The sequence below is a fragment of the Streptomyces nogalater genome (genome assembly GCF_039532885.1).
Lineage (GTDB): Bacteria > Actinomycetota > Actinomycetes > Streptomycetales > Streptomycetaceae > Streptomyces > Streptomyces nogalater.
Window position 1 is genome coordinate 1 of record NZ_BAAASM010000009.1, and the last position, 25016, is coordinate 25016.

General features: G+C 71.5%; 23 protein-coding genes, 2 tRNA genes and 1 pseudogene. 22 read left to right on the top strand and 4 right to left on the bottom strand.

Annotated features, from left to right (window positions below; all coding sequences use genetic code 11):
- From ABD350_RS07910 to obgE, 5 genes and pseudogenes are all read left to right on the top strand, one after another.
- A pseudogene (locus ABD350_RS07910) lies at nt 1–89 on the top strand (phosphocholine cytidylyltransferase family protein); the annotation flags it as partial.
- Nucleotides 77–1138: an iron-containing alcohol dehydrogenase family protein gene (locus tag ABD350_RS07915; protein WP_344347082.1), complete on the top strand. Its 1062-nt coding sequence runs from the start codon at nt 77–79 to the stop codon at nt 1136–1138. The pseudogene ABD350_RS07910 and the gene ABD350_RS07915, both read left to right, overlap by 13 nt.
- Before the next feature lie 209 nt (nt 1139–1347).
- Entirely contained in the window at nt 1348–1668 is a 321-nt protein-coding gene (rplU, locus tag ABD350_RS07920; protein WP_028422127.1) for a 50S ribosomal protein L21, read from the top strand.
- A 14-nt stretch (nt 1669–1682) separates the two neighbouring features.
- A complete protein-coding gene (gene rpmA, locus ABD350_RS07925) occupies nt 1683–1937 on the top strand; it encodes a 50S ribosomal protein L27 (protein WP_023550764.1) in 255 nt (84 codons plus the stop codon).
- A gap of 137 nt (nt 1938–2074) precedes the next feature.
- On the top strand, nt 2075–3520 hold the full coding sequence (gene obgE / locus ABD350_RS07930) for a GTPase ObgE (protein WP_030777329.1): 1446 nt from the start codon (nt 2075–2077) through the stop codon (nt 3518–3520).
- A 72-nt stretch (nt 3521–3592) separates the two neighbouring features.
- Here obgE and galE read toward each other — a convergent pair whose 3' ends face one another.
- Nucleotides 3593–4564, bottom strand: a complete 972-nt coding sequence (gene galE, locus ABD350_RS07935) for a UDP-glucose 4-epimerase GalE (RefSeq protein ID WP_344347084.1) — start codon at nt 4562–4564, stop codon at nt 3593–3595.
- Between the two features lie 260 nt (nt 4565–4824).
- Here galE and ABD350_RS07940 point away from each other — a divergent pair, with 260 nt between their 5' ends.
- From ABD350_RS07940 to ABD350_RS07950, 3 genes are read left to right on the top strand one after another with little or no spacing between them, the layout of a single operon-like run.
- Nucleotides 4825–7083, top strand: coding sequence for a bifunctional glycosyltransferase/CDP-glycerol:glycerophosphate glycerophosphotransferase (locus tag ABD350_RS07940; protein WP_344347085.1), 2259 nt, complete (start codon nt 4825–4827; stop codon nt 7081–7083).
- An 8-nt stretch (nt 7084–7091) separates the two neighbouring features.
- A complete protein-coding gene (locus ABD350_RS07945; RefSeq protein ID WP_344347086.1) occupies nt 7092–9965 on the top strand; it encodes a bifunctional glycosyltransferase/CDP-glycerol:glycerophosphate glycerophosphotransferase in 2874 nt (957 codons plus the stop codon).
- Entirely contained in the window at nt 9962–11107 is a 1146-nt protein-coding gene (locus ABD350_RS07950) for a glycosyltransferase family 4 protein (RefSeq protein WP_344347088.1), read from the top strand. The genes ABD350_RS07945 and ABD350_RS07950 overlap by 4 nt, the downstream gene beginning before the upstream one ends.
- A 73-nt stretch (nt 11108–11180) precedes the next feature.
- Here the strand turns inward: ABD350_RS07950 and ABD350_RS07955 are convergent, their stop codons facing one another.
- A complete protein-coding gene (locus ABD350_RS07955) occupies nt 11181–11858 on the bottom strand; it encodes a hypothetical protein (protein ID WP_382467024.1) in 678 nt (225 codons plus the stop codon).
- Nucleotides 11859–12119: 261 nt separating this feature from the next.
- Here ABD350_RS07955 and proB point away from each other — a divergent pair, with 261 nt between their 5' ends.
- The 5 genes from proB to ABD350_RS07980 all read left to right on the top strand — a co-directional run bounded on the left by proB (nt 12120) and on the right by ABD350_RS07980 (nt 17128).
- Complete coding sequence (proB, locus tag ABD350_RS07960) at nt 12120–13226, top strand: glutamate 5-kinase (protein ID WP_344347450.1); 1107 nt, start codon at nt 12120–12122, stop codon at nt 13224–13226.
- A gap of 187 nt (nt 13227–13413) precedes the next feature.
- The gene (locus tag ABD350_RS07965; RefSeq protein ID WP_344347089.1) at nt 13414–13839 is read left to right on the top strand and encodes a hypothetical protein; all 426 of its coding nucleotides are present in this window, start codon (nt 13414–13416) and stop codon (nt 13837–13839) included.
- Nucleotides 13840–13988: 149 nt separating this feature from the next.
- Nucleotides 13989–15275, top strand: a complete 1287-nt coding sequence (locus ABD350_RS07970) for a glutamate-5-semialdehyde dehydrogenase (protein ID WP_344347090.1) — start codon at nt 13989–13991, stop codon at nt 15273–15275.
- Nucleotides 15276–15396: 121 nt separating this feature from the next.
- Complete coding sequence (locus ABD350_RS07975; protein ID WP_344347091.1) at nt 15397–15963, top strand: SCO2584 family spore wall biosynthesis protein; 567 nt, start codon at nt 15397–15399, stop codon at nt 15961–15963.
- 97 nt (nt 15964–16060) lie between these two features.
- The gene (locus ABD350_RS07980) at nt 16061–17128 is read left to right on the top strand and encodes an SCO2583 family membrane protein (RefSeq protein ID WP_344347092.1); all 1068 of its coding nucleotides are present in this window, start codon (nt 16061–16063) and stop codon (nt 17126–17128) included.
- 98 nt (nt 17129–17226) lie between these two features.
- Here the strand turns inward: ABD350_RS07980 and ABD350_RS07985 are convergent, their stop codons facing one another.
- Nucleotides 17227–18309, bottom strand: a complete 1083-nt coding sequence (locus ABD350_RS07985) for a M48 family metallopeptidase (RefSeq protein ID WP_344347451.1) — start codon at nt 18307–18309, stop codon at nt 17227–17229.
- Between the two features lie 103 nt (nt 18310–18412).
- Here ABD350_RS07985 and ABD350_RS07990 point away from each other — a divergent pair, with 103 nt between their 5' ends.
- From ABD350_RS07990 to ABD350_RS08025, 8 genes are all read left to right on the top strand, one after another.
- Nucleotides 18413–18577 (top strand): hypothetical protein, encoded by a 165-nt coding sequence (locus tag ABD350_RS07990; protein WP_344347093.1) that lies wholly within the window; start codon nt 18413–18415, stop codon nt 18575–18577.
- Between the two features lie 166 nt (nt 18578–18743).
- Nucleotides 18744–18908 carry a hypothetical protein gene (locus ABD350_RS07995; protein WP_030777300.1) on the top strand — a complete coding sequence of 55 codons (165 nt, stop codon included), beginning with the start codon at nt 18744–18746 and terminating at the stop codon, nt 18906–18908.
- A 56-nt stretch (nt 18909–18964) separates the two neighbouring features.
- A complete protein-coding gene (gene nadD / locus ABD350_RS08000) occupies nt 18965–19651 on the top strand; it encodes a nicotinate-nucleotide adenylyltransferase (protein WP_344347094.1) in 687 nt (228 codons plus the stop codon).
- 16 nt (nt 19652–19667) lie between these two features.
- Nucleotides 19668–21461, top strand: coding sequence for a LytR C-terminal domain-containing protein (locus ABD350_RS08005; protein WP_344347095.1), 1794 nt, complete (start codon nt 19668–19670; stop codon nt 21459–21461).
- A gap of 125 nt (nt 21462–21586) precedes the next feature.
- On the top strand, nt 21587–22030 hold the full coding sequence (rsfS, locus tag ABD350_RS08010) for a ribosome silencing factor (protein ID WP_344347096.1): 444 nt from the start codon (nt 21587–21589) through the stop codon (nt 22028–22030).
- Complete coding sequence (locus ABD350_RS08015) at nt 22030–22698, top strand: histidine phosphatase family protein (protein ID WP_344347097.1); 669 nt, start codon at nt 22030–22032, stop codon at nt 22696–22698. Before rsfS ends, ABD350_RS08015 begins: the two co-directional genes overlap by 1 nt.
- Before the next feature lie 92 nt (nt 22699–22790).
- Nucleotides 22791–22863: transfer RNA gene (locus ABD350_RS08020), tRNA-Ala, on the top strand.
- 434 nt (nt 22864–23297) lie between these two features.
- Nucleotides 23298–23531, top strand: a complete 234-nt coding sequence (locus ABD350_RS08025) for a hypothetical protein (protein ID WP_030653820.1) — start codon at nt 23298–23300, stop codon at nt 23529–23531.
- On the opposite strand, the gene ABD350_RS08030 is transcribed toward ABD350_RS08025, so the two are convergent.
- Entirely contained in the window at nt 23521–24732 is a 1212-nt protein-coding gene (locus tag ABD350_RS08030; protein ID WP_344347098.1) for a glycosyltransferase 87 family protein, read from the bottom strand. The two genes, ABD350_RS08025 and ABD350_RS08030, sit on opposite strands and share 11 nt — an antisense overlap.
- 115 nt (nt 24733–24847) lie before the next feature.
- Here ABD350_RS08030 and ABD350_RS08035 point away from each other — a divergent pair.
- Nucleotides 24848–24920, top strand: a tRNA-Ala gene (locus ABD350_RS08035).
- Nucleotides 24921–25016 lie beyond the last annotated feature (96 nt).

Genomic DNA, 25016 nt, shown 5'->3' on the forward strand with positions numbered 1-25016 from the left:
ACGTGGCGCCGATCGGCGAGGTCGACTGGGTCGAGATCGACAACCACGACGACCTGGCCCGGGGGCGGGAGATCGCGTGCCGGTACTGAGCCGGCTGATCCCCTCGCCGGTCGTGGTGGACATCCGCCCGGGTGCCCTGGACGACCTGGCGGGCGTCCTCGCCGACCAGCGCATCTCGCCGTCCGGCCGGTTCGCCGTCGCGGTCAGCGGCGGCTCCGGCGCCCGGCTGCGCGAGCGGATCGCCCCCTCCCTGCCGGGCGCCACCTGGTACGAGGTCGGCGGCGGCACCCTGGACGACGCCATCCGGCTGGCCGACGAGATGAAGCCCGGCGGGTACGACGCGGTGGTGGGCGTCGGCGGCGGCAAGGTCATCGACTGCGCGAAGTACGCCGCCGCGCGCATCGGGCTGCCGATGGTCGCCGTCGCCACCAATCTCTCGCACGACGGCATCTGCTCGCCCGTGTCCATACTGGACAACGACGCCGGGCGGGGTTCGTACGGCGTGCCCGCGCCCATCGCCCTCCTCGTGGATCTCGCGGTGGTGCGGGAGGCCCCGATCCGCTTCGTCCGTTCGGGCATCGGCGACGCCCTGTCCAACATCTCCGCGGTCGCGGACTGGGAGCTGGCCCACCGCGTCAAGGGCGAGAAGGTCGACGGCCTGGCCGCGGCCATGGCCCGCCAGGCCGGCGAGAGCGTGCTGCGCCACCCGGGCGGCTGCGGTGACGACGGGTTCCTCACCGTGCTGTCCGAGGCCCTCGTGCTCTCGGGCATCGCCATGTCGATCGCCGGCCACACCCGGCCCTGCTCGGGCGCCTGCCACGAGATCGGCAGCGCGCTCGACCTGCTGTACCCGAAGCGGGCGGCGAGCCATGGCGAGCAGGTGGGCATCGCCGCCGCCTTCGCCACGCATCTGCGGGGCGATCACGAGGGAGCCCGGCAGCTGGCCGGCGTGCTGCGCCGCCACGGCCTGCCCGTGCTGGCGCGGGACATCGGCTTCGGCGACGACGAGTTCGTCCGGGCCGTCCGGCTGGCCCCGGAGACCCGGCCCGGCCGGTACACGATCCTCGAACACCTGCGGCTGTCGCCGCGGGGCATCGAGGAGGCGTACGCGGAGTACGTCGCCGCGGTCACGGCCTGAGCCGGTGGCCCGCCGGGCCGGTGGCCCGGTTTGACCCCCCTGGCCGTGGCCCCGTACCCTGGACCGTCGGCGTGTCCACTTAACACGCCACATCCCCGTAAACCTCTTCCTCCCGGGCACACGGTTGGCCGGGAGAGGTCGTCTGTGGTGTTTCTGGGCGGCTGGCCTGCGGGGGTGCCGGTTCTGAAGCGAGCGAAAGTGAGATCCGCGTGTACGCCATCGTGCGCAGCGGTGGTCGCCAGCACAAGGTTGCTGTCGGCGACATCGTTGAGGTTGACAAGATTTCCACCGCCAAGGTTGGCGACACGGTCGAGCTCTCGACCCTGCTCGTTGTCGACGGCGACTCCGTGACCAGCGACCCGTGGGTGCTGGCCGGCATCAAGGTCCAGGCCGAGGTCGTGGACCACCACAAGGGCCAGAAGATCGACATCCTGCGCTACAAGAACAAGACCGGTTACCGCCGTCGGCAGGGTCACCGCCAGCAGTACACGGCGATCAAGGTCACGTCGATCCCCACGGCTGCGAAGTAAGGGACTGAGGAGAAATGGCACACAAGAAGGGCGCATCGTCCACCCGGAACGGTCGCGACTCCAATGCCCAGCGGCTCGGCGTGAAGCGCTTCGGCGGTCAGGTCGTGAACGCTGGTGAGATCCTGGTCCGCCAGCGCGGCACCCACTTCCACCCCGGCGCCGGTGTCGGCCGTGGCGGCGACGACACGCTGTTCGCCCTGCAGGCCGGTGCGGTGGAGTTCGGTACCCACCGCGGCCGCAAGGTCGTGAACATCGTTCCGGTCGCCTGAATCACCAGATCGTCTGATCGCCTGATTCAGCGCTGAACGCTTTCGCGAGGCGGACCTCACTTCCCGGGCGGGAAGGCGGGTCCGCCTTTCGCGTGTTAACACAGGTAAAACCCGTTCGTCTTTTGGAGGCACCCACCATGACCACCTTCGTGGACCGCGTCGAACTGCACGTCGCCGCGGGTAACGGAGGCCACGGCTGTGCCTCCGTCCACCGTGAGAAGTTCAAGCCGCTCGGCGGCCCCGACGGCGGCAACGGCGGCCGTGGCGGTGACGTCATCCTGACCGTCGACCAGTCGGTCACGACGCTGCTGGACTACCACCACTCCCCGCACCGCAAGGCCACCAACGGCAAGCCCGGCGAGGGCGGCAACCGCTCCGGCAAGGACGGCCAGGACCTGGTCCTGCCGGTGCCGGACGGCACGGTCGTCCTGGACAAGGCGGGCAATGTGCTCGCCGACCTGGTCGGGCACGGCACCTCGTACATCGCCGCGCAGGGCGGCCGGGGCGGTCTGGGCAACGCGGCGCTGGCCTCCGCCCGCCGCAAGGCGCCCGGCTTCGCGCTGCTCGGCGAGCCCGGCGACGTCCACGACATCGTCCTGGAGCTGAAGACCGTCGCGGACGTGGCCCTCGTCGGCTACCCGAGCGCCGGCAAGTCCTCGCTGATCTCCGTGCTCAGCGCCGCCAAGCCGAAGATCGCCGACTACCCGTTCACGACGCTGGTCCCGAACCTCGGCGTGGTGACCGCGGGCTCCACCGTCTACACCATCGCCGACGTGCCCGGTCTCATCCCCGGCGCCAGCCAGGGCCGCGGCCTCGGCCTGGAGTTCCTGCGGCACGTGGAGCGGTGCAGCGTGCTGGTGCACGTGCTGGACACCGCCACGCTGGAGTCCGACCGCGACCCGGTCTCCGACCTCGACGTCATCGAGGCCGAGCTGCGGGAGTACGGCGGTCTGGACAACCGGCCCCGCATCGTCGTCCTGAACAAGATCGACGTGCCGGACGGCAAGGACCTCGCCGAGATGGTCCGCCCCGACCTGGAGGCCCGCGGCTACCGCGTCTTCGAGGTGTCGGCCGTGGCCCACACCGGGCTGCGCGAGCTGACCTTCGCCCTCGGCGAGCTGGTGGGCAAGGCGCGCGCCGCGAAGCCGAAGGAGGAGGCGACCCGGATCGTCATCCGGCCCAAGGCCGTGGACGACGCGGGCTTCACCGTCGTACGCGAGGACACCGGCGGCGAGCCGCTGTTCCGGGTGCGCGGCGAGAAGCCCGAGCGCTGGGTCCGCCAGACCGACTTCAACAACGACGAGGCCGTCGGCTACCTCGCCGACCGGCTGAACCGTCTCGGTGTGGAGGAGCAGCTGATGAAGGCGGGCGCCCGCGCGGGCGACGGCGTCGCCATCGGCCCCGAGGAGAACGCGGTCGTCTTCGACTGGGAGCCGACCGTCATGTCCGGCGCGGAGATGCTCGGCCGCCGTGGCGAGGACCACCGCTTCGACGCGCCCCGCCCCGCGGCCCAGCGCCGCCGGGACAAGCAGGCCGAGCACGACGAGGCGCTGCGGGAGTTCGACGACTTCGAGCCGTTCTGAGCGGTGCCGGCCGGGGGCCGGCGGGGACCGTGACGGACACGGGCGGCGCCATGCGGCGCCGCCCGTGCGCGTTCACGCGTGGCGGTGCCGCCAGCCCTGCCAGGCCGACTCGATCATGTCGTCCAGGTCGTGTGCGGCGGACCAGCCGAGTTCCCGGTGGATGCGCTCGGCGGAGGCCACCACGCGGGCCGGGTCGCCGGGCCGGCGCTCCGTGACCTCGGGCCGCACGTCCTCACGGCCGGTGACCTTCAGGATGCGCTCCACCATCTCGCGCACCGAGCTGCCCTCGCCGCGGCCGATGTTGAGGACGAGGGACGTGCCCGCCTCGGCGTCGGTGAGGCGGCGGGCGGCGGCCAGGTGCGCGCCGGCGATGTCCTGGACGTGGATGTAGTCGCGCACGCAGGTGCCGTCCGGCGTGGCGTAGTCGTCGCCGAAGATCCGCGGCGCCTGGCCGGCCTCCAGCCGCTCGAAGACCATCGGGATGAGGTTGAAGACGCCCGTGTCGGCGAGCGCGGGCTCGGCCGCCCCGGCCACGTTGAAGTAGCGCAGGGAGGCGGCCCGCAGTCCGTGCGCCCGGGCGGCGGCGGTGAGCAGCCACTCGCCGATCAGCTTGCTCTCGCCGTACGGGCTCATGGGCGCGCAGGGGGTGTCCTCGGTGACGAGGTCCACGTCCGGCATGCCGTACACCGCGGCGGAGGAGGAGAAGACGATGCGGTCGACCCCGGTGGCGGTCATGACCTCCAGCAGGGTCTGCAGCCCGGTGACGTTCTCCCGGTAGTAGTGCAGCGGCCGCTCGACGGACTCGCCCACCTGCTTCTTGGCCGCGATGTGCACCACGCCGGTCACCTGGTGGTCACGGATCGTCCGCTCCAGCCTGTCGGCGTCCAGCACGCTGCCGACCACCAGCTCGGTGCCCTCGGGCACCCGGTCGGCGCTGCCGGTGGAGAGGTCGTCGTAGACGATGGTCTCCTCACCACCCTGGATCAGGGTGCGCACCACGTGCGCGCCGATATATCCGGCGCCACCAGTTACCAGCCAGCTCATCGTCACCTCTCACAGCGGTGGTCAGTCTGTTCAGCCTGGCTCCCGGCCCCGGAAAAATCGAATCGGGCGAATCCGGTCCTATGTGGCGGAATGGGGCAATGTCGTTACGGTGACTGTCGGTAGGATGACGAGTGGCCCCGACGGAAACAACCTGTTAATCCTCTACGCTGATGGACGGTGTGCACTCGGGTCGGCGATGGCCGCATGTGCCGGCCGCGATTCGCGTCGTCAACGTCCGCCACGGAGACAGGTTGCTCAGGATGCCAAGGCTCTCTCTCGTCGTCCCCGTCTACAACGTGCAGGGCTACCTCGCAGAGTGCCTTGAGTCGGTCCTCGGGCAGGACTACCAGGACTACGAGATCGTCGCCGTCGACGACCGCTCCCCGGACGGTTCCGGCGCCCTCCTCGACGAGTATGCCGCTCGGGACGATCGCATTCGTGTGATCCACCTCATGGAGAACGTGGGCCTCGGGCGGGCGCGCAACGCCGCGCTGGAAGTGACGCAGGGTGACTACGTTCTGTTCCTGGACAGTGACGACACACTGGCGCCGGGCGCGCTCGCCGCGATAGCGGAGCGGCTGACGGCCGCTGGTGATCCCGATGTGCTGATCTACGACTACGTACGCACCTACTGGGACGGCGAGATACGCCCGAACCAGAAGGCGCGGCTGCTCACCGAGGCCGGCCCGGGGGTGTTCCCCCTCGCCGAGCGTCCGCAGCTGCTCAGCCTGCTGCAGATCGTCTGCAACAAGGCCTACCGCCGGGACTTCATCGCCCGGGAGGGCCTCACCTTCCCGCCGGGCTACTACGAAGACGCCCTGTGGACGTTCCGCTCCCTGATCAGCGCCGAGCGCATCGCCGTGCTGGACCGCGTCTGCCTGCTGTACCGGCAGCGGCGCGAGGGCGGCAACATCCTCGCCACCGTCAGCCGCAAGCACTTCGACATCTTCGAGCAGTACCGCCGCGTCTTCGAGTTCCTCGACACCCGCGCGGACGCCGAGCAGTGGCGCGCACCGCTGTTCCGCAAGATGGTCGACCACTACCTGGCGATCCTGGAGCGTCCCGGCCGGCTGCCGCGGGAGGCGCGGGCCGAGTTCTTCCACCGCGCCGCCGCCGACTACCGGGCCCGGATACCCGCCGGCTTCCGCAAGCCGGCCGGCTCGCGCGGCCAGAAGTACACGCTGCTGGAGCGCGACGCCTACGCCGGCATGGTGGGTGCCAAGGCCGTCGTCAAGCTCCGCGCCAAGGCGAGCGGCTACGCGCGCACCACCCTCGGCCGCACCAGACGCACCGCGCTGAGCCTCGACTACCGGCACCAGCTCAGACTGCCGCTCGACGAGAACCTGGCGGTGTTCTCCGCCTACGGGGGCAGCGGCGTGTCCTGCAACCCGGCCGCCATCGACGCCGAGCTCGCCCGCCGCGCCCCCCACATCCGCCGCGTCTGGGCCGTCCGCCCGGACGCCGTGGACAAGGTCCCCGAGGGCGTCGACGTCGTCCGGACGGGATCGCGCGAGTACTGGGCGGCCCTCGCCCGCGCCACCTATCTGGTCAACAACGTGAACTTCCCGGACGCCGTGGTGCGGCGGCCGGGCCAGGTCCATGTGCAGACCCACCACGGCACCCCGCTCAAGACCATGGGGCTGGACCGGCGGCGGTACCCGGCCTCGGCGGGCATCGACTTCGCCGCCCTGTTGCGGCGCAGCGACCGCTGGGACTTCAGCCTCGTCTCCAACCACTTCTCCGGCGCGGTGTGGCAGCGGGCGTACCCCTGCTCGTACACCTCCCTGAAGACCGGCTACCCGCGCAACGACATCCTGCTCAACTCCACCGCCGAGGACGTGCGCGAGGCCCGTCGCGGGCTCGGACTGGGCGAGGGCGTGACGGCCTTCCTGTACATGCCGACGCGCCGTGAGTACCGGCGCGGCTTCGCGCCGCGGCCGGACCTGGCGAAGCTGGCCGGGCGGCTGGGGCCGGACGCGGTGCTGCTGGTGCGGGCCCACCCCGGCGAGCGCCCGGCCCAGTGGCCGGCCGCATGGCGCGCCGAGGACCGGATCATCGATGTGTCCGACCACCCCGCGGTCGAGCGTCTCTACCTCGCCGCCGACTGCCTGGTCACGGACTACTCGTCGGCGATGTTCGACTACGCCAACCTGGACCGGCCGATCGTCGTCCACGCCGACGACTGGGAGACCTACTCCGCCGTGCGCGGCACCTACTTCGACGTGCTCACCGAGGGCCCGGGGGCGGTGGCCACCACCGAGGAGGAGCTGGCCGAAGTACTCTGTTCCGGCGCCTGGCGCGGGGAGCGGGCCGCCCGGGCACGCGACCGGTTCCGTCGCCGCTTCTGCGATTTCGACGACGGCCGGGCGGCAGAGCGTGTGGTCCGCCACATTTTCCTCGGACAGGAACTCGGGGATCTGCCGCCGGTCGTCCCTCTGGACGAGCGGACCCCCGCCCCGCCGCCGGAGCCGTCCCGCGACGCGTCGGCCCTGATATCCACCCACACGAGCCAGAGGTAGCCGCTGCAGTGTCCCAGCAACCCGACACAACGCCCGACATCAGCGTCGTCGTCATCGTCTTCAACGACGCGGCACGTCTTCCGACCGCCGTGCAGTCGGTCCTGGACCAGACCCTGCGCAATGTCGAGGTCGTCATCGCCGATGACTGCTCCACCGACGGCTCCTACGAGGTCGCACAGCAGCTGGCCGCCCGGTCGGACCGGGTGCGCGCCATCCGGCTGCCGGAGAACAGCGGCGGCTGCGGCGAGCCGCGCAACCAGGGCATCGCGGTCGCCCGCGGCCGCTATGTGATGTTCCTGGACAGCGACGACACCCTGGACCCGAACGCCTGCCGCAACATGCTCGACGCCGCGGAGAGCACGGGCGCCGACCTGGTCTCCGGGCTCTGCCTGCGCGTCCACACGGACAGCCGCAACGGCAAGAAGGTCAAGTGGTACCCGTGGCTCTACCGGGAGACCCGCACCTTCGACTCCGTCGCCGAGATACCGGACCTGATGGTCTTCGACACCTTGTCGACGAACAAGTGCTACCGGCGTGAGTTCCTGCTGGAAAGCGGCCTGACCTTCCCCAAGGGCATCCACTACGAGGACCTGCTCTTCTCGGCGCAGGCCTACCTGGCCGCCTCCCGGATCACCCTGATCCCGAACACGGTCTACCACTGGAACGTCGTGGAGAAGGCCGCCGCCAAGTCGATCAGCAACCGGCGCCACGAGATCAACAACTTCGCCGACCGCGTGGAGATCCACCGCCGGATCGACCGCGTCCTCGAAGAGATGGGCCAGACGGAGCTGAAGCTCCACAAGGACCGCAAGTTCCTCAAGCACGACCTCGTGCTGTACCTGCGCGACCTGCCCTTCCTGGACGACGACTACCGCCACCGGTTCGCCGAGCTGGCCCGCGGCTACATCCAGGGCTTCTCCCCGGAGGCCTACGAGGAGCTGTCCCCGGTCCACCGGCTCTGCGCCTACCTGCTGCTGCAGGAGGACTGGAAGAACCTCACCCCGGCGATCGACACGCTCATCAACCCGCGCAAGGTGTCCAGCCCGCTGGCCGAGCGCGACGGCCGGGTCTACTGGTGCGCGGAGCACCTCGACGACCCGCTGGCCCGCAAGATCCTCGACGTGACCGACCTCGGCTATCACGCCCGGCCGGTCCAGCGCCTGTGGCTGCGCAACCAGGTGACCTCCTACGCGGAGAACCCCGCGGGCATCAAGGTGTCCGGCGCGGTCGTCAACCCGCTCGGGGTGATCCCGCCGGACGCGGAGCTGAAGGCCGAGCTGGAGTTCCGCGCCCGCCGCAGGAGCCTGCAGACGTTCCGCTTCCCGGTGCAGAGCGTCCAGCACGAGGGCGAGTCGGTCGCGTGGCAGGCCACCGTGCCGCTCGCGGCCAAGTTCCGTCCCCTCGGCATCGTCGACGAGGTGTGGGACGTACGCCTCTACCTGAGCGTCAACGGTGTCCAGGCCACCAGCCGGCTCACCGTCGGCCAGACCGCGCTGGAGGACGCCGGCGTGGTCCGGGTCCGTCCCCGGCTCGGCCGGATGACGGCCGACCGCCTCGTGCCGCACGCCTCCGCCAAGGGCCACCTGGCCTTCCGGCTCGCCCAGCACGGCGCGCTGGCCCAGCGCACCTCGACGCTGGTGCGGCGCAACCTGCAGAGCCCGCCCGCCACGATGGCCAAGAAGATGGCCCGCAAGGTCGTCAAGGTGCGCAAGGACCTGCACTCGGGTCCGCGGAAGATCGACACCTACCACCGCATGATCCGGCTGCTGCCCGTCCGCAAGGGCACGGTCGTCTTCGAGAGCCACCTCGGCAAGCAGTACAGCGACAGCCCGCGCGCCATCTACGAGGAGATGCGCCGCCGCAACGTGCCCTTCCACGCCATCTGGTCCTACGCCGGTGAGCGTCCCACGGGCTTCCCGCAGGACGTCGAACTGGTGCGCCGCTGGTCGTGGCCCTACCTCAGGGCGCTGGCGCAGGCCGAGTTCTGGATCGACAACCAGGGCTTCCCGCTGAAGCTGAGCAAGCGCCCGGAGACCACCTACATCCAGACCTGGCACGGCTCCGCCCTGAAGCGGATGGGGTTCGACGAGCCGAAGTACCGCATCAAGCCGGAGCACGAGCAGCGCGCCTACCAGGAAGCGATCGACCGGTTCGACTACTTCGTGGTGCGCGGCCGGCACGACGAGCGGACCCTCGCCCCGGCCTACCGGATCACCGAGGACAGGCTGCTGCGCACCGGATACCCGCGCAACGACGCGCTCGTCCGGGCCAAGGACGCCGGCACCCTCGACCCGGCGGCCCGGGAACTCGCCGAGCGGCTCGGCATCCGCCCGGACCGCCCGGTGGTGCTGTACGCCCCGACGTTCCGGGAGCAGAACGGCAAGGTCAAGAAGTTCGAGTTCCCGTTCGACGTGGACGAGTTCGCCGACCGCTTCGGTGACCGCTTCACCCTGCTCGTGCGGACGCACTACCTGAACAACGTCACGCTGCCGCCCTCCGTGGCGGGCCGGGTCGTCAACGTCAGCGGGGAGCCGGACATCACCCCGGTCCTGCTGCTCGCGGACGCGCTCGTCACCGACTACTCCTCGGTGATGTTCGACTACGCGCTGCTCCAGCGCCCCATGGTGTTCTTCACCTACGACTGGGAGGAGTACGTGGACAACAGCCGCGGCACGTACTTCGACCTGTCGCAGGAGGCCCCGGGACCCGTCGTGCACACGGCGGAGGACCTCTTCGGCGTCCTGGAGGACCTGGACACCCTCGCCTCCGGCCAGGAGGCGCGCCTGAAGGAATTCGTGGCCCAGTACGGCGAGTACGACCGCGGCGACGCCGCCGCCCAGATCGTCGATCGCTTCTTCGGAAACCGGGGAGACGCCCGATGACACAGCGTGACATCATTTTCGTGGCCAACGAGGTCAACGAACTCGGCGGAGTGGCCCGCTGGCAGGCGCTGATGGCCGAACTGTTCGCCGAGGAAGGCCACCGGGTGACCATCGTCGGCATCGCGCCGCCCGAGGTGCCCATGGACCTGGGCGACAACCCGCCCTTCACCACGGTGACGCTCTACGACGAGCGACCGCCGGGCCGCTGGCAGGCCCGCACCCTGCTGGACCGGGCCAACCTCCAGGCCCGGCGCCGCGAGGCCGCGCGCGAGGAGAGCATGCGGGCGGCCGCCGACCGGCTGTCGGCCATCTTCCGGGCCGCCCGGCCCGGAGCGATGATCATCGTGACCCAGGTGTGGGCCATGGAGTGGGTCGCCCTCGCGGACACCGCGGGCCACCCGGTCATCGGCATGAGCCACGAGTCCTACGAGTACTCGCGCGGCTCCTCCCGCTTCGGGCGCGTCGAGCGGTACTACAAGAACGTCGACCGCCTGCTGCTGCTGACCCGCGAGGACGCCGACCTGTGGATCGGCCGGGGCATGAACAACGTCGGGTACATGCCCAACCCGCTGCCGATGATGCCGGAGATCCCTTCCGAGCGCACCGAGAAGGTGGTCGCGAGCATCGGCCGTCTGGGGCACCAGAAGGGCATCGACATGCTCCTGGACACGTGGGCGGAAGCGGCACCGAAGCACCCCGGCTGGCTCCTGAGGATCTACGGCTCCGGCCCCGACGAGGAGGCTTTGCGCAGCCAGTGCACCCGGCTCGGCCTGGACGACCGGGTGGAGTGGGCCGGCCAGACGGACGACGTCGCCGCCGCGCTGCGCGGGGCGTCCGTGTTCGTCCAGTCCTCCCGGGGCGAGGGCTTCCCCCTGGCCCTGCTGGAGGCGATGGCCTGCGCGGTGCCGTGCGCGGCCTTCGACTGCGCGCCGGGCGTGCGCGAGATCGTCCGCGACGAGGAGGACGGGCTCCTGGCCCGCCCCGGGAACGTCCCCGAACTCGCCCAGAAGCTCGGCCGGCTGATGGAGGACGCCGAACTGCGCGACCGGATGGGCGAGCTGGCCCGGAAGAACGTCCAGCGTTACTCGCCGAAGGTCATCCGTGACCGGTGGGAGGAACTGTTCAGGTTCCTGGAGCGCTGACCGCGTCAGGCATGCCGGAGGGCCGGTCCGTCACGGGCCGGCCCTTCCGTCGCGTGTCAGGACCCGGGCCGGCTCACGCCTTCAGGTCCTCCCGGTCGCCCATCACCACGACGGGGTGCGCCTTCGGGTCGAGCGTGCGCAGCAGGTACCGCATGTCCGGCGCGGACTGGCTGACGCACGCCGAGGTTCCGCTGCCGTGGTCCACGTGCAGCCAGATGCCGCCGCCCTTCGACTGCCCCAGCGGCCGGGTCGGATCGTTGGGCGCGGTGCCCTTCACGCGGTTGTAGTCGATGGCGATGACGTAGTCGAAGTCGTGCCACGACTCCTTCTTCCAGTAGTGGGGTGCCTGGAAGGCCGCGGACCTGGTGTAGGGGAGCCTGGCGTCCGGCGCGGCGTTCACGCCCCCGGCGTCGGTCAGCGTGAACACGCCCACCGGACTGCGCTGGTCCCCCTCGTGGTGGTCCGTCGTCCAGCCTCTCCGGCCGTTGTGCCCGGACCAGGAACGCTCCCGTTTCCACACCGGGCCGTGCTTGTCGTAGAGGGCGACGGTCGAGTCGGGGGAGTTCCTGCCCGCGCCGTACACGACGACCACCTGACGGGAGTCCGCCGGTACGCGGTCCCACAGCCGGTCCCCGACACCGGGGACGCGCTTCGGCGCGGTGTGCCGCGGCTGTGCGTCGTCCGTCCGGGCGTGCGCGGCCGGCCTTCCGCGGTCCGAGGTGGCGCACCCCGCGAGAGACATCACGACCATCGCACCGCAGACCGCGCCCACGGCGGCACGTGTCGAACCCGAGTGACGCATGGACCCCATGATCGCAGACGCCTCCGCGGTGCCGAAAGGTGTCGAACCGGTCACAACCGGCCACGGGAAGCCTCGTCGGCGAGCGGGCCCGCCGCTGTCCACCCACCGGACCCGGGCGCACCATCCACACGGCTTCGCGTAGATTGCCGGACAGGCAGCCGGACAGCGCGCGAGGGGACGGAAGGCACCGTGGCAAGGGCAAGGCAGGCCGTGGGCGAGGCCCGCAGGATCGTCGTCAAGGTGGGTTCGTCGTCGCTGACCACCGCCGAGGGCGGCCTGGACGCCGACCGCGTCGACGCCCTCGTGGACGTCCTCGCCAAGAGCCGCAGCGGGGGCGAGCGGGAGATCGTGCTCGTCTCCTCCGGTGCCATCGCCGCCGGCCTCGCCCCGCTCGGCCTGCGCCGCCGCCCCAAGGACCTGGCCCGCCAGCAGGCCGCCGCCAGCGTCGGCCAGGGCCTGCTCGTCGCCCGCTACACCGCCTCCTTCGCCCGCTACGGCGTCCGCGTCGGCCAGATCCTGCTCACCAGCGACGACATGAGCCGCCGCGCCCATCACCGCAACGCCTCCCGCACCCTCGACGAACTGCTCGCGATGGGCGCCTTCCCGATCGTCAACGAGAACGACACGGTCGCCACCGACGAGATCCGCTTCGGCGACAACGACCGCCTCGCCGCGCTCGTCGCCCACCTCGTCCACGCCGACCTGCTCGTCCTCCTCTCCGACGTCGACGGCGTCTACGACGGCGACCCCAGCCGGCCCGGCACCTCCCGGATAGCTCAGGTGAGGGGCCCGCAGGACCTCGCGGGCGTCGAGATCGGCAGCGCGGGCAGGGCCGGCGTCGGCACCGGCGGCATGGTCACCAAGGTGGAGGCGGCCCGGATCGCCGCCGCCGCCGGCATCCCGGTGGTCCTCACCAGCGCCGTGCACGCGGCCGAGGCACTGGCCGGCGGTGACACCGGCACCTACTTCCACCCCACCGGCAAGCGCTCCGCCGACCGGCTCCTGTGGCTCCAGCACGCCTCCACCCCGCAGGGTGCCCTGACCCTGGACGACGGCGCGGTGGACGCGGTCGTGAACGGGCGCAAGTCGCTGCTGCCCGCCGGAATCGCCGCCGTGGAGGGCGAGTTCAGCGCCGGCGACCCCGTCGAACTGCGGGATGCGCGGGGCCGCGCGGTGGCCCGGGGGCTCGTCAACTTCGACGCCAAGGAGATCCCCCTGCTGATCGGGCGTTCGACCCGAGAGCTGGCGCGCGAGCTGGGCGCCGCGTACGAACGCGAGGTCGTACACAGGGACGACCTGGTGCTCCTGGGCGCCTGACGCGCGCGAAACCACGCGTAAAGCGGAGCGTACGGAACGCCCCCGGTGGGGGACGTTCCGTAAAACCCCCACGCGAAGTCCGGCGGCCTGCTCAACTTTGTCTCGGGAACATGTTGAAGGAAACACGTTCCGTCAAGAGGCCAAGCGAGCCATACGGCCTTGCCGGCCATGCGTGAAGGAGGCCGTCGTGAGACGAGTGCGCCCGGGGGCGGCGTCCCGCGGTGCTCTGACGAGCGTCGCGGCCGGGGACACCTACGAGGAACCCAGGGACCTGCCCAGACTGTGGCACGTCACCTTGAGCGTCTCCGGCGAGAAGGTGCCGCTGCCGGAACTGCGGCGGGCCCTGGAACAGCTCGCACACGACCATCCCTTCCTGCTGACCAGCAGATACGCGACCGACCACGCGGAGATCCGGTACTGGGAAGAGGCCCGCGACCTGCACGACGCCGCCGCGGTGGCGCTGCGCCTGTGGGGCGAGCACCGGCAGACCGCCGGCCTGCCGGCCTGGGAGATCGTCGGCCTGGAGGTCATCGACCGCGTGACCTACCACCACCGCATCGCCGAGGGCTACGGCCCGCCACCGGCGACACCGGTGGGCGTACACCCGTTCTGACCGGGACCGGGACCGGGGCCGGTGCAGGGGCGCGGGGCACGGGGCGGGGCCGGGGCAGGAGACCGGGGGGAGGGGTTCATCCCTTTTGGGATGTCTCGGGGTGTGGGACGGCCGCTGAACCGCCGCGCCCCGCGCACTACCCTTCCCTCATGACCACGCTCTCGCCGTACGACTCGATGTCCCCGGTCACCCAGGCCGCCTACCGGGCCAAGGCCGCCGCCGCCGACCTCGCGCCGCTCCCGCGCGCTGTGAAGGACGACGCGCTGCTCGCCATCGCCGACGCCCTGGAGGTCCGGACCGCCGAGATCGTCGAGGCCAACGCCAAGGACGTGGCCAAGGCCCGGGAGAACGGCACCAGCGAGGCCATCGTCGACCGGCTCACCCTCACCCCCGAGCGGGTCCGCGCCATCGCCTCCGACGTCCGCGACGTGGCGAAGCTGCCCGACCCCGTCGGCGAGGTCGTCCGCGGCTCCACCCTCCCCAACGGCATCGACCTGCGCCAGGTCCGCGTACCGCTCGGCGTCGTCGGCATCATCTACGAGGCCCGCCCGAACGTGACCGTCGACGCGGCGGCCCTGTGCCTGAAGTCCGGCAACGCCGTCCTGCTGCGCGGCTCCGGCTCCGCCTACGCGTCCAACACCGCCCTCGTCCGGGTGATCCGCGACGCCGTCGGCGGCGCCGGGCTCCCCGCCGACGCCGTCCAGCTCGTGCCCGGCGAGAGCCGCGACTCCGTCCGCGAGCTGATGCGCGCCCGCGGCCTGGTCGACGTCCTCATCCCGCGCGGCGGCGCCTCCCTGATCCGGACCGTGGTCAACGAGTCCACGGTCCCCGTGATCGAGACCGGCACCGGCAACTGCCACGTCTACGTCGACGCCCAGGCCGACATCGACACGGCCGTCGAGATCCTGATCAACTCCAAGGCCCAGCGGGTCAGCGTCTGCAACGCCGCCGAGACCCTCCTCGTCCACCAGGACATCGCCGCCGAGTTCCTGCCCCGCGCCCTGGACGCCCTCGCCGAGGCCGGGGTCACCGTCCACGCCGACGACCGGGTCATGGCCTACGCCAAGGACTCCAAGGCCACCGTGGTCGAGGCCACTCCCGAGGACTGGGAGACCGAGTACCTCTCCCACGACATCGCCGCCGCGGTGGTCGACTCGCTGGACAAGGCCGTCGAGCACATCCGGCTGTGGACCTCCGGCCACACCGAGGCCATCGTCACCACCTCCCAGCAGGCCGCCCGCCGCTTCACCCAGCTGGTCGACTCCACCACCGTCGCCGTGAACGCCTCCACCCGCTTCACCGACGGCGGCCAGTTCGGCTTCGGCGCCGAGATCGGCATCTCCACCCAGAAGCTGCACGCCCGCGGCCCGATGGGGCTGCCGGAGCTGACCAGCACGAAGTACATCGTCACCGGCGACGGGCACGTACGCCGCTGAGGTTCACCCGTCCGGCCGAGCGCTCCCCGGCCCGGGGGAACGCGGCCGAAAGCCGTCTCACCGGGCGGACGAATCTCCATACCGTCTGCCCAAATCGACCCCCCAGGTCTACTCTGGACCCGTGCCGGAGGACGTGGGGGGCACGCCGTTCCCTGACGGCTGGGAGCCCGACGACGACCACGACCACGGGGTGTCGGACGAAGAGTTCGCCTCCGTGGTCTTCGACGAGGCCTTCGTACAGGCGGCCACGGTCCACGAGCCGTCCGCCGTCGAACGCCTCCTGGCGGCCGCCCGGGCCAGAGCCGAGGCCTCCGAGGCGGAGGCCCGCCGCGCCCGCGCCCGAGGCGAGCGCTACGACGAGGGCTACGGCCCCGAGAGCACCGGATTCGGCCAAGATCATGACGATGACGAGCCGGACGGCGCCTACCCCTTCGGCGACGGCCCCCAGGGACCGTACGGCAAGCAGGTCCGCTGGCACCGTCCCGTCGCCTGGGTCCTCGCCGTCGTGATGGGCGTCGGCATGGTCGCCCTGGCCTTCGCCGCCGTCTACCGGGGCGGCTCCTCGGGCTCCCGCGACCGGGTGCCCGCGCCCGCCTCGACCGGCGTCGGCAAGGAGACCGCCTCCGCCCCCGCCGCCTCCGACGCCCCTCCCCGGCCGGCCGTCTCGGCCGTCCCGCACTCCCCCTGAGAGCCCTTCGAGCGCCCGCCCGCGCCTGTTGAGACCCTGTCAGAAGTTGTCGCCGGCCGGGCGTTTACCCGGGGCCCGCCGAACCTACTCTCAAGATATGGGCGGGCCTGGAGACCCACCGGAGGGGACACCCGAGGGCGGCCCCGGCGGTGCGGAGGACGAATACCGATCCGTCGTCTTCGACGAGTCGTTCGTCCGCGCTGCCCGCCTCCAGGAGTCCTCCGCCGTGGAGCGGATGGCCGACCGCGCGCCCGCCGTACGGCGCCGCCCGCCCCTGCGCCGCGGTCTCACCCGGCAGGTCCTGGTCCTCGCCCTGCTGATCGCCGTCGCCTTCGGCACCGCGATCTACATGGGCGTCCGCCAGCCCTACGGCTCCGCGCAGGTCCGCCGGTCCGTGGCGGCCCTGCGGATGACGGTCGTCCCGCTCGCCCCGCGGGGCGAGGTGCCCGGCGCCGCCGATCCCGAGAAGCTGTTCGCGCACAGCCCCGCCGCCCCCTTCGATGTCGGCGCCGAGGGCATTCCGCTGCCGGCCTCGCGCAGCACCGCCCACTTCTCCGACAGCCAGGTGACGACCGCCCTCACCACCGTCAAGGACTACATCGTCCGCTCCTCCCTCCATCCCGGGGTGCTGGCCGGCCGCGAGGTGCGCCCGGTCCGGGCCCTGGTCGACTCCGAGCAGCTCGACCAGTTCGACCGGAGCCTGGCCCACCCCGCCGCGGACGGGCGGCACGCGCCCACGGGCTGGATGGTCCGCATCGACCCCGCGCGAGCCCGGCTGGCCGACGACCGGATCCGCGTCTTCGGCACCCTGAGGACCACCGAGGCCGACGCGGCGACGCTGGAGGTCTTCGCCGACCACACCTTCGTGTACGCCGTACGCCCCGCCGCCGCCCCTCACGCCGCCGCGTCCCTCTTCACGGTCCGCCGCGAGCTGACGTTCCACCTGGACCGCGACGACCTGCGCACCCGCCAGGTCCAGCTGATCGCGTCCTACGTCCAGGCGGGCCCCCTCGCCTGCGCCGACGACTCCTCGGCCTACCTGCGCCCCCTCCTGGCCGGCCAGGAGGCCGCAACGGGCGGCCCCGCCGGCACCGACCCCTACGACACGGACAGCCCGCCGTCCCTCTGCGGAACACTGGCCACGGGCGCGCAGCCGAGGGTGTGAGGGCTGCCGGCCGCGCGTGCCCCGGCTAGGGCTCCCGGACGCGCGGCGGGGCCGGCTGCCGGCCCCGCCCAGGGGAGGGCGGCCGGGGCGCGGCGGGGTTATCCGTCCGTGCCCGGTGCCTCGCCCCCGGCCGGCGGAGGGCTCCGGAAGCCGTCGAAGCCGCGTCGGACCCGGCCGCCCAGGTCCCCCGCGCTGCCCGCCAGGTCCGAGACCAGCTTCATCAGCGGGTCCTTGGAGCCCTTCACATCACTCGCGTAGCCGGCCGCCGACTCGCGGAAGGAGTCCCCGACGGAGGCGTCCTTGTCCTCGCTGCGCCGTGGATAGTGGCCGTCCATGATCCGCTGGTAGTCCCGCGACTCGGCCCACTTCTTCAGCTCGGCGGCCCGCACGGTGGTGAACGGGTGGGAACGGGGCAGCACGTTCAGGATCTTCAGCACGGAGTCACGCAGGTCGCCACCGGAGTCGTACTCCTCGGCCTGCTCAAGGAACGCGTCCACGTTCATCTCGTGCAGGTGATTACCGCCCGCTGTCTTCATCAGGCCCCGCATCGAGGCCCGCACGTCCTGGCCCACCAGCAGGCCCGCCCGGTCGGCGGACAGCTCCGACTTGCGGAACCACTCCCGCAGCGCCGTGACGATCGCCATGACCGCGAGATTGCCGAGCGGGATCCACGCGACCTTCACCGCGAGGCTGGTCAGGAACAGCAGGACCGTGCGGTACACCGAGTGCCCGGACAGCGCGTGCCCCACCTCGTGCCCGACGACCGCCCGCATCTCCTCCTCGTCGAGCAGCTCCACCAGCCCGGTGCTGACCACGATGATCGGCTCGTCCAGGCCGAGGCACATCGCGCTCGGCTGCGGGTCCTGCGTGACGTACATCGGCGGGACCTTCTCCAGGTCCAGGATGTAACAGGCGTCCAGCAGCATGTCGTGCAGGTGGGAGAACTGCCGCTCGGAGACCCGTACCGAGTCCGACAGGAACAGCAGCCTCAGGCTCCGCTCCGGCAGCAGCCCGCTGAGCGCCTTGAACACGGTGTCGAACCCGCTCAGCTTGCGCAGCGCCACCAGGGCCGAACGGTCCGCCGGGTGCTCGTACGCGCGCGAGGAGATCCCCGGGAAACGCCTGCGCTGCCTGCCGGGCACCCGCTCGTGCCCCGTCTGCTGCCGGCCGTCGTCGGACATGTCTTCCCCCATGTACGTGTCTGTGCCCACCGCGCCCCCGAGGCGGGGCCCAGCCTAGGCGGAGATACCGTGGACGGGCAGTACACCCGAAGGAGTCCCCGCCATGGAGCACCACCCCGCAGCCGCCCGGCTGACCGAGGCCGCCACGAGCGCCGTCCAGCAGCACGGGACGGGCAACCTGCTCCGTGTCATCCTGATCGTGATGGTCCTCGGCTGTGCGCTGACCGCCTGGTTCCTGCTGAGCGGCTACAAGCGCAAGGACGACTGACGCGCGCCGAAAGTTCCCCGCCCGCCCGCGGCGAACGGTCCTCGCCGGACCGGCCGCCGGCGTCCTCGCGTCGCCAACGGCGGAGTCGGCGTGATCGCCGCACGGCCGCCCGCTTACGATGAGCCGACATCTTTATTCCGCCCACACGCGATAGGTCCTGCCGAAGATGAGCTTCCACAGCGCCGCAGCCCAGTTGGTCACCCTCGCCGCCGAGGGCGAGGAGCGCGGCGGAAACCACGAGAGCCTGAACCCGCTCGTCACCGGCGGCGGCGCCCTGATCATCCTGCTCCTGCTGCTGTGGATCACCACGCGCTTCAACCGCGACCGCTGAGCGGGGACCCCGTCCCCGGCCGGACGTTCGAAGCCGGGCCGGTAGGGTCTGCACGCATGGGAGAGCAGGACATGCCTACCGGTCCGGCGCGTGAGACGGCCGACGACACGGTGAAGCGCCCGCAGCACGGACCGGGCCACGCCCCCGCCCACACGGGCAAGCGGCGCCTGGGTGTCATGGGCGGGACATTCGACCCGATCCACCACGGGCACCTGGTGGCGGCCAGCGAGGTCGCCGCGCAGTTCCACCTGGACGAGGTGGTCTTCGTCCCCACCGGCGAGCCGTGGCAGAAGTCCCACCGCGAGGTCTCCCCGGCCGAGGACCGCTACCTGATGACGGTCATCGCGACCGCCGAGAACCCGCAGTTCTCCGTCAGCCGCATCGACATCGACCGCGGCGGCCCCACCTACACCGTCGACACCCTGCGCGATCTGCGTGCCCTCAACCCGGACACCGACCTCTTCTTCATCACCGGCGCCGACGCCCTCGCTCAGCTGCTGACCTGGCACAACTCCGAGGAACTGTTCTCCTACGCGCACTTCATCGGCGTCACCCGCCCCGGCCACCACCTGACCGACCCGGGCCTGCCGGAAGGCGGCGTCTCGCTGGTCGAGGTGCCGGCCCTCGCCATCTCCTCCACGGACTGCCGCGCGCGAGTCGCCAAGGGCGACCCCATCTGGTACATGGTCCCGGACGGAGTCGTGCGCTACATCGACAAGCGCGAGCTGTACCGCGGCGAGTGAGCCGAGAGGGGCACCGGTGAACGACCGATACGACGCGGGTGACACGGGCTACGGCGCCGTTCCGTACGAAGTCGTCGGCTACGACGAGTACGGCCGGCCCGTGTACCGGCAGGTACCGGCCGAGCAGGCTCCCCAGGCCCAGCAGGTCCCGCAGGCCCGGCCGGCGGCCTACGACCCGTACGCCCAGCAGCAGGGCTACGGCTACGACCCCTACGCCCCCGGCCACCAGCCGCCCGCCTACGACCCCTACGCCACCCGGGACTCGTATCCCACCCAGGACTCGTATCCCACCCACGACTCCTACGCCCCCCGCGACCCCTACGGCTCCCAGACCCCGTACGACCCGTACGCCACCGGAATCCCGGACGCCGGCGGCTACGACCCCTACGGGCAGGCCGCGGGCAGCGGGCGGCAGCCCCGGGTCGCCGAGCAGACCGCCTACATCCCGCAGCAGGCCGGCCCCACGGAGGACGGTCCGGCCGCGCGCGACGGCACCGGCGCCGAGGAGGCCGGGCCCGGACCGGACGAGCCCGATTACCGCACCGAGCAGTTCGCCTTCGTCGAGGAGCCGGACGGCGACTCCGAGGACGTCATCGACTGGCTGAAGTTCACCGAGAACCGCACCGAGCGCCGCGAGGAGGCCCGCCGCCGCGCCCGCAGCCGGCTCATCGCCCTGCTCGTCGTCCTCGCCGTCGTCGCGGCCGGCGGCGTCGGCTACCTCTGGTACGCCGGAAAGCTGCCCGGACTGTCCTCCTCCGGCGGCGCGGACGGCTCCGCCACCCCGGTCACCGCCCAGAAACGCGATGTGCTCGTCGTCCACCTGCACAACACCGTCAAGGGCGGCACCTCCACGGCGCTGCTGGTCGACAACACCACCACCCGGCAGGGCACCACCGTCCTGCTGCCCAACTCCCTGGCGCTGACCGGCGACGACGGCTCCACCACGACCCTCGCCAAGTCCGTGGACGACGACGACACCTCCGGCACCCGCGACCAGCTCGACACCGTCCTCGGCACCAGCATCCAGGGCAGCTGGCGGCTCGACACCCCCTACCTGCAGAACCTCGTCGACCTCGTCGGCGACATCGAGATCGACACCGACACCGACGTGCCCGACCCGGACACCAGGAAGAAGGGCGCCGCACCGCTCGTCCACCAGGGCCGGGACCAGACCCTCAGCGGCAAGATGGCCGTCGCCTACGCGACCTACCGCGCCCCCGGCGAGTCCGAGAACGCCCAGCTGCAGCGGTTCGGCCAGGTCATGCAGGGGGTGCTGCGCAAGATGTCCTCCGACCCGGCCGCCGCCACCACCACCGTGCAGACGCTCGCGCAGATCCTCGATCCGCCGCTCACCGACAAGGATCTCGGCAGCTTCCTCGCCAGGCTCGCCGACCTGGCCAAGAACGGTGACTACAAGACCGCTGTGCTGCCCGTGCGGCCCGACGGCACGCTCAGCGCCGGGACCGGCGACAGCGTGGTGAAGGACATCCTGGGCGGCACCGCGAAGAGCCCCGACGCCGGCTCCGCGGTCCGGGTCTCCGTGCAGAACGCCACCGGTGTGAAGGACGACACGGAGAAGGCCCGCGTCGTGCTCCTCAACGGCGGCTTCACCTTCCTGGAGGGCGGCAGCGCCGTCGGCACCGCGGCCACCTCGAAGGTGACCTACGCGGACGCCGCCGACCAGGCCAAGGCCACCGAGGTCGCCAAGACCCTCGGCCTGCCCGCCGGCTCCGTGGCCAAGGGCACCGTCTCCTCCGGCGCCGACGTCTCGGTGGTCCTCGGCCGCGACTACAAGCCGTCCTCGTCCTGACCCCGGGCCGCGCTCCCGGGCGGAGCGCGGCCCGGGAGCCCCGGGTGCCGCCGTAATCACGTGGGGTGTGCCGGGCGGTCCGTGAGACCCTTGATGACAAAAGACCGCCGACGGAAAGCCATGTAGTGACCGCCACAGACCGTTCCCTTGAGCTCATCAACACCGCCGCCCAGGCGGCGGCCGACAAGCTCGCCCACGACGTCATCGCCTACGACGTGAGCGACGTACTGTCGATCACGGACGCCTTCCTGCTCGCGTCCGCGCCGAACGACCGCCAGGTCAAGGCCATCGTCGACGAGATCGAGGAGCGCCTGCTGAAGGAACTCGGCGCCAAGCCGGTCCGCCGCGAGGGCGACCGCGAGGCCCGCTGGGTCCTGCTCGACTACGTCGACATCGTCGTCCACGTCCAGCACAGCGAGGAGCGGGTCTTCTACGCCCTGGAGCGGCTGTGGAAGGACTGCCCCGAGCTCGAACTGCCCGCCGACGCCAAGGCCACCCGGGGCAAGGCCGAGGAGCACGCCAGGCTCCAGGCCGCCGAGGCCGACCAGGAACCGGGCGGGGAGTGGTGATGAGCGCCACGGGTGAGGTGACCGACCGCAAGGGCCGGGGCCGCCGCATCATCCTGTGGCGCCACGGCCAGACCTCGTGGAACGTCGAACGGCGCTTCCAGGGCACCACGGACGTCGAGCTGACCGAGACGGGGCTGGGTCAGGCCCGCCGCGCCGCCCGGCTGCTCGCCTCCCTGGGGCCCGACGCGATCGTCTCGTCGGACCTGCGGCGGGCCGCGCACACGGCCGCCGAGCTGGCCGCCCTCACCGGCCTCGACGTCACCCGCGAGGAGGGCCTGCGCGAGACCTACGCGGGCGTCTGGCAGGGTCTGACGCACGAGGAGATCATCTCCCGCCACGGCGAGGAGTACGCCGCCTGGAAGCGCGGGGAAGCGGTCCGCCGCGGCGGCGGCGAACTGGAGACCGAGGTCGCCGACCGTGCCGCCCCGATCGTGCTGCGGCACGCCGAGAAGCTGCCCGAGGACGGCACCCTCGTCGTCGTCAGCCACGGCGGCACCATCCGCACCACCATCGGCCGGCTCCTCGGCCTGGAGGCCCGGCACTGGGAGAGCCTCGGCGGCCTCTCCAACTGCTGCTGGTCCGTGCTCGGCGAAGGCGCCCGCGGTTGGCGCCTGCTGGAGCACAACGCGGGCACCCTCCCGGAGCCCGTCCTGGGCGACGACGACTGACCGTCCCGGGCCCCCGGACCCCGGATTTCACTTTCCGGCAGGTCACAGGCTAAAGTTCTTCTTGTTCGCCCCGCCGAGCGGGAAGAACACCAGGGGCTATAGCTCAGTTGGTAGAGCGCCTGCATGGCATGCAGGAGGTCAGGAGTTCAATTCTCCTTAGCTCCACGGATCGACACTCTGTCGAGTGGTCAAAGATCGTGATGAGGATCCCGTCCCCGCCAGGGGGCGGGATTTTCTGTGTCCGGCCGTACGTCGTGAACCGGTCTGAGTCGTCCGGGGCCCCCGGTCCGTACACCTCCGCGGAGGCGTCCTCGGCGGGCGCCGTGTCCGGACTGGTGCCGAGGCGTCGCTGACCGTATTGGTCCGGTCGTGGCAGAATCAAACGGCCGGAAGGGGGCGCGGCCCGACGGGAGGGAGTAGTGATGCCTGCGAGCATCCGTGAGGAGGTCGGCCACCTCCTCGATGCGGCGTTGATACGGGATTCGACCACCCGTCTGAGCTGCCCTTCCTGCGGTTCCGCGCATGTGGCGCAAGTGCTCGGCGACAATGGCGGGATCTCGTACGTGTGCACGGCCTGCGGCCACACCTGGAGCTGATCGATGGGGGCACACCGGCGGAAGTGCGACTGGTGCGGCAGTGGTACGCCCATCGTCCGCGACATGGAGCCGATCAATCCCGACTACCAGTACTGGTGCGAGGAATGCGCGCGGGCGCTGATCATAAAAGGCGACCCCATCGAGACCTACCGGGAGCTGGAAGGCGAGCCGATCTACGGCCGGCTCCTGGAGGAGCACTGCACGCTCAAGCGGTTCTACCAGTTCGTCACGGCTTGACCCGGACCCCGCCGGCCCCGGGCCCCGGCGACGCTGTCCGGGTCAGCGCGAGGAAGAGCGCACCGGCGGCGCCGTAGCCGGCCGACAGCAGCAAGTGCGCGCTCCCCAGGTGGAGTTCCGGCCGTCCGGACCCGTGCGGCACCCACCACGGCAGGTACGACCAGAAGACCAGCACGGTGCCCAGGGCCGCCGCCCGGTGCCCGCGCGTCCACAGCAGCAGCACCAGCGGCACGCACCACACCCAGTGGTGGGTCCACGACACCGGGCTGACCAACAGCGCGGTGACCGCGCAGGCGCACACCGCCCAGGCCCGCCGCCCCCGCGACTCCGCCCGCACCGCCACCGTCAGGCCGAGGGCGGCCAGTACGGCGGCGCCGGCCGCCCAGACGGCCGCCGGGTCCGGTGTGTGCAGCAGCCGCGCCAGAATGCCGCGCAGCGCCTGGTTCCCGGTGTCCTCGGCCAGTCCCACCCGGCTCGCGTGGAACACCATGCGCGTCCAGAACCGCCAGGAGTCGTACGGCAGGACGGCCGCCGCCAGCAGTGTCGCCCCGGCGAACGCGACGGCCGCCCCGCGCGCGTGCCGCAGCCACGGCTCGCCCCGCCCGCCCCGCAGCCGGTCCACCAGGCCCGTGGCGAGCAGGAACACCGGGAACAGTCCGGGCGTCAGTTTGACCGCCGTGGCCAGCCCGAGGCCCAGCCCGCTCCAGCGGTCGTGGCCGTCGGCGGGCCGGCGGGTCAGGTCCCACAGCACCAGCACGGCCAGCAACAGGTTGATCTGGCCGTAGCGCAGGGTCGTCCACACCGGTTCGCACCACACGGCCGCCCCCGCGACCCACCAGACGGTCTCCACGCGCGCGTGGCCGACGAGTTTCAGCGACAGCCGTACGAAGACCACCAGCAGGGCGAGATTGCCGGCCGTGGCCAGCGTGCGCAGCAGCGCGGTGTCCGGCAGGGTCAGCGGGGTGAACAGCAGGGCCGCGAACGGCGGGTAGGTGGTGGGCAGGTGCGCGGTGGTCGCGCGCAGCGCGTACAGGTCGCCGCCGGCGCGCACGGTGGCTCCCTCGGCCCGGTAGACCATCAGGTCGACCATCGACACGTGCGCGGCCCGCTGCGCGGCCCAGAACGCCGTGAAGGACATCAGGCACGCGCCCAGGGCGACCGGGATCCGGCGGTGTGCTGTGAACGGCGCCCTCTCGGTCATGGAAGCCGACATTAGCGGTCATACCGGAGTGAAGCCGAAACCGATTTGGTGCTGCGTCCACGGGCCTGTAATGTTTACGTCGTCGCCGGGGGAACCGGGCGAGACAACAAAACAAGGGGCTATAGCTCAGTTGGTAGAGCGCCTGCATGGCATGCAGGAGGTCAGGAGTTCAATTCTCCTTAGCTCCACAGAAGTCGAAGGCGGGTCATCCTGGGGATGGCCCGCCTTCGGCGTGTTGCCGTGCGGAGCACGGTGGAACTTCGAGAGCGGGCCACCCGGCCCGG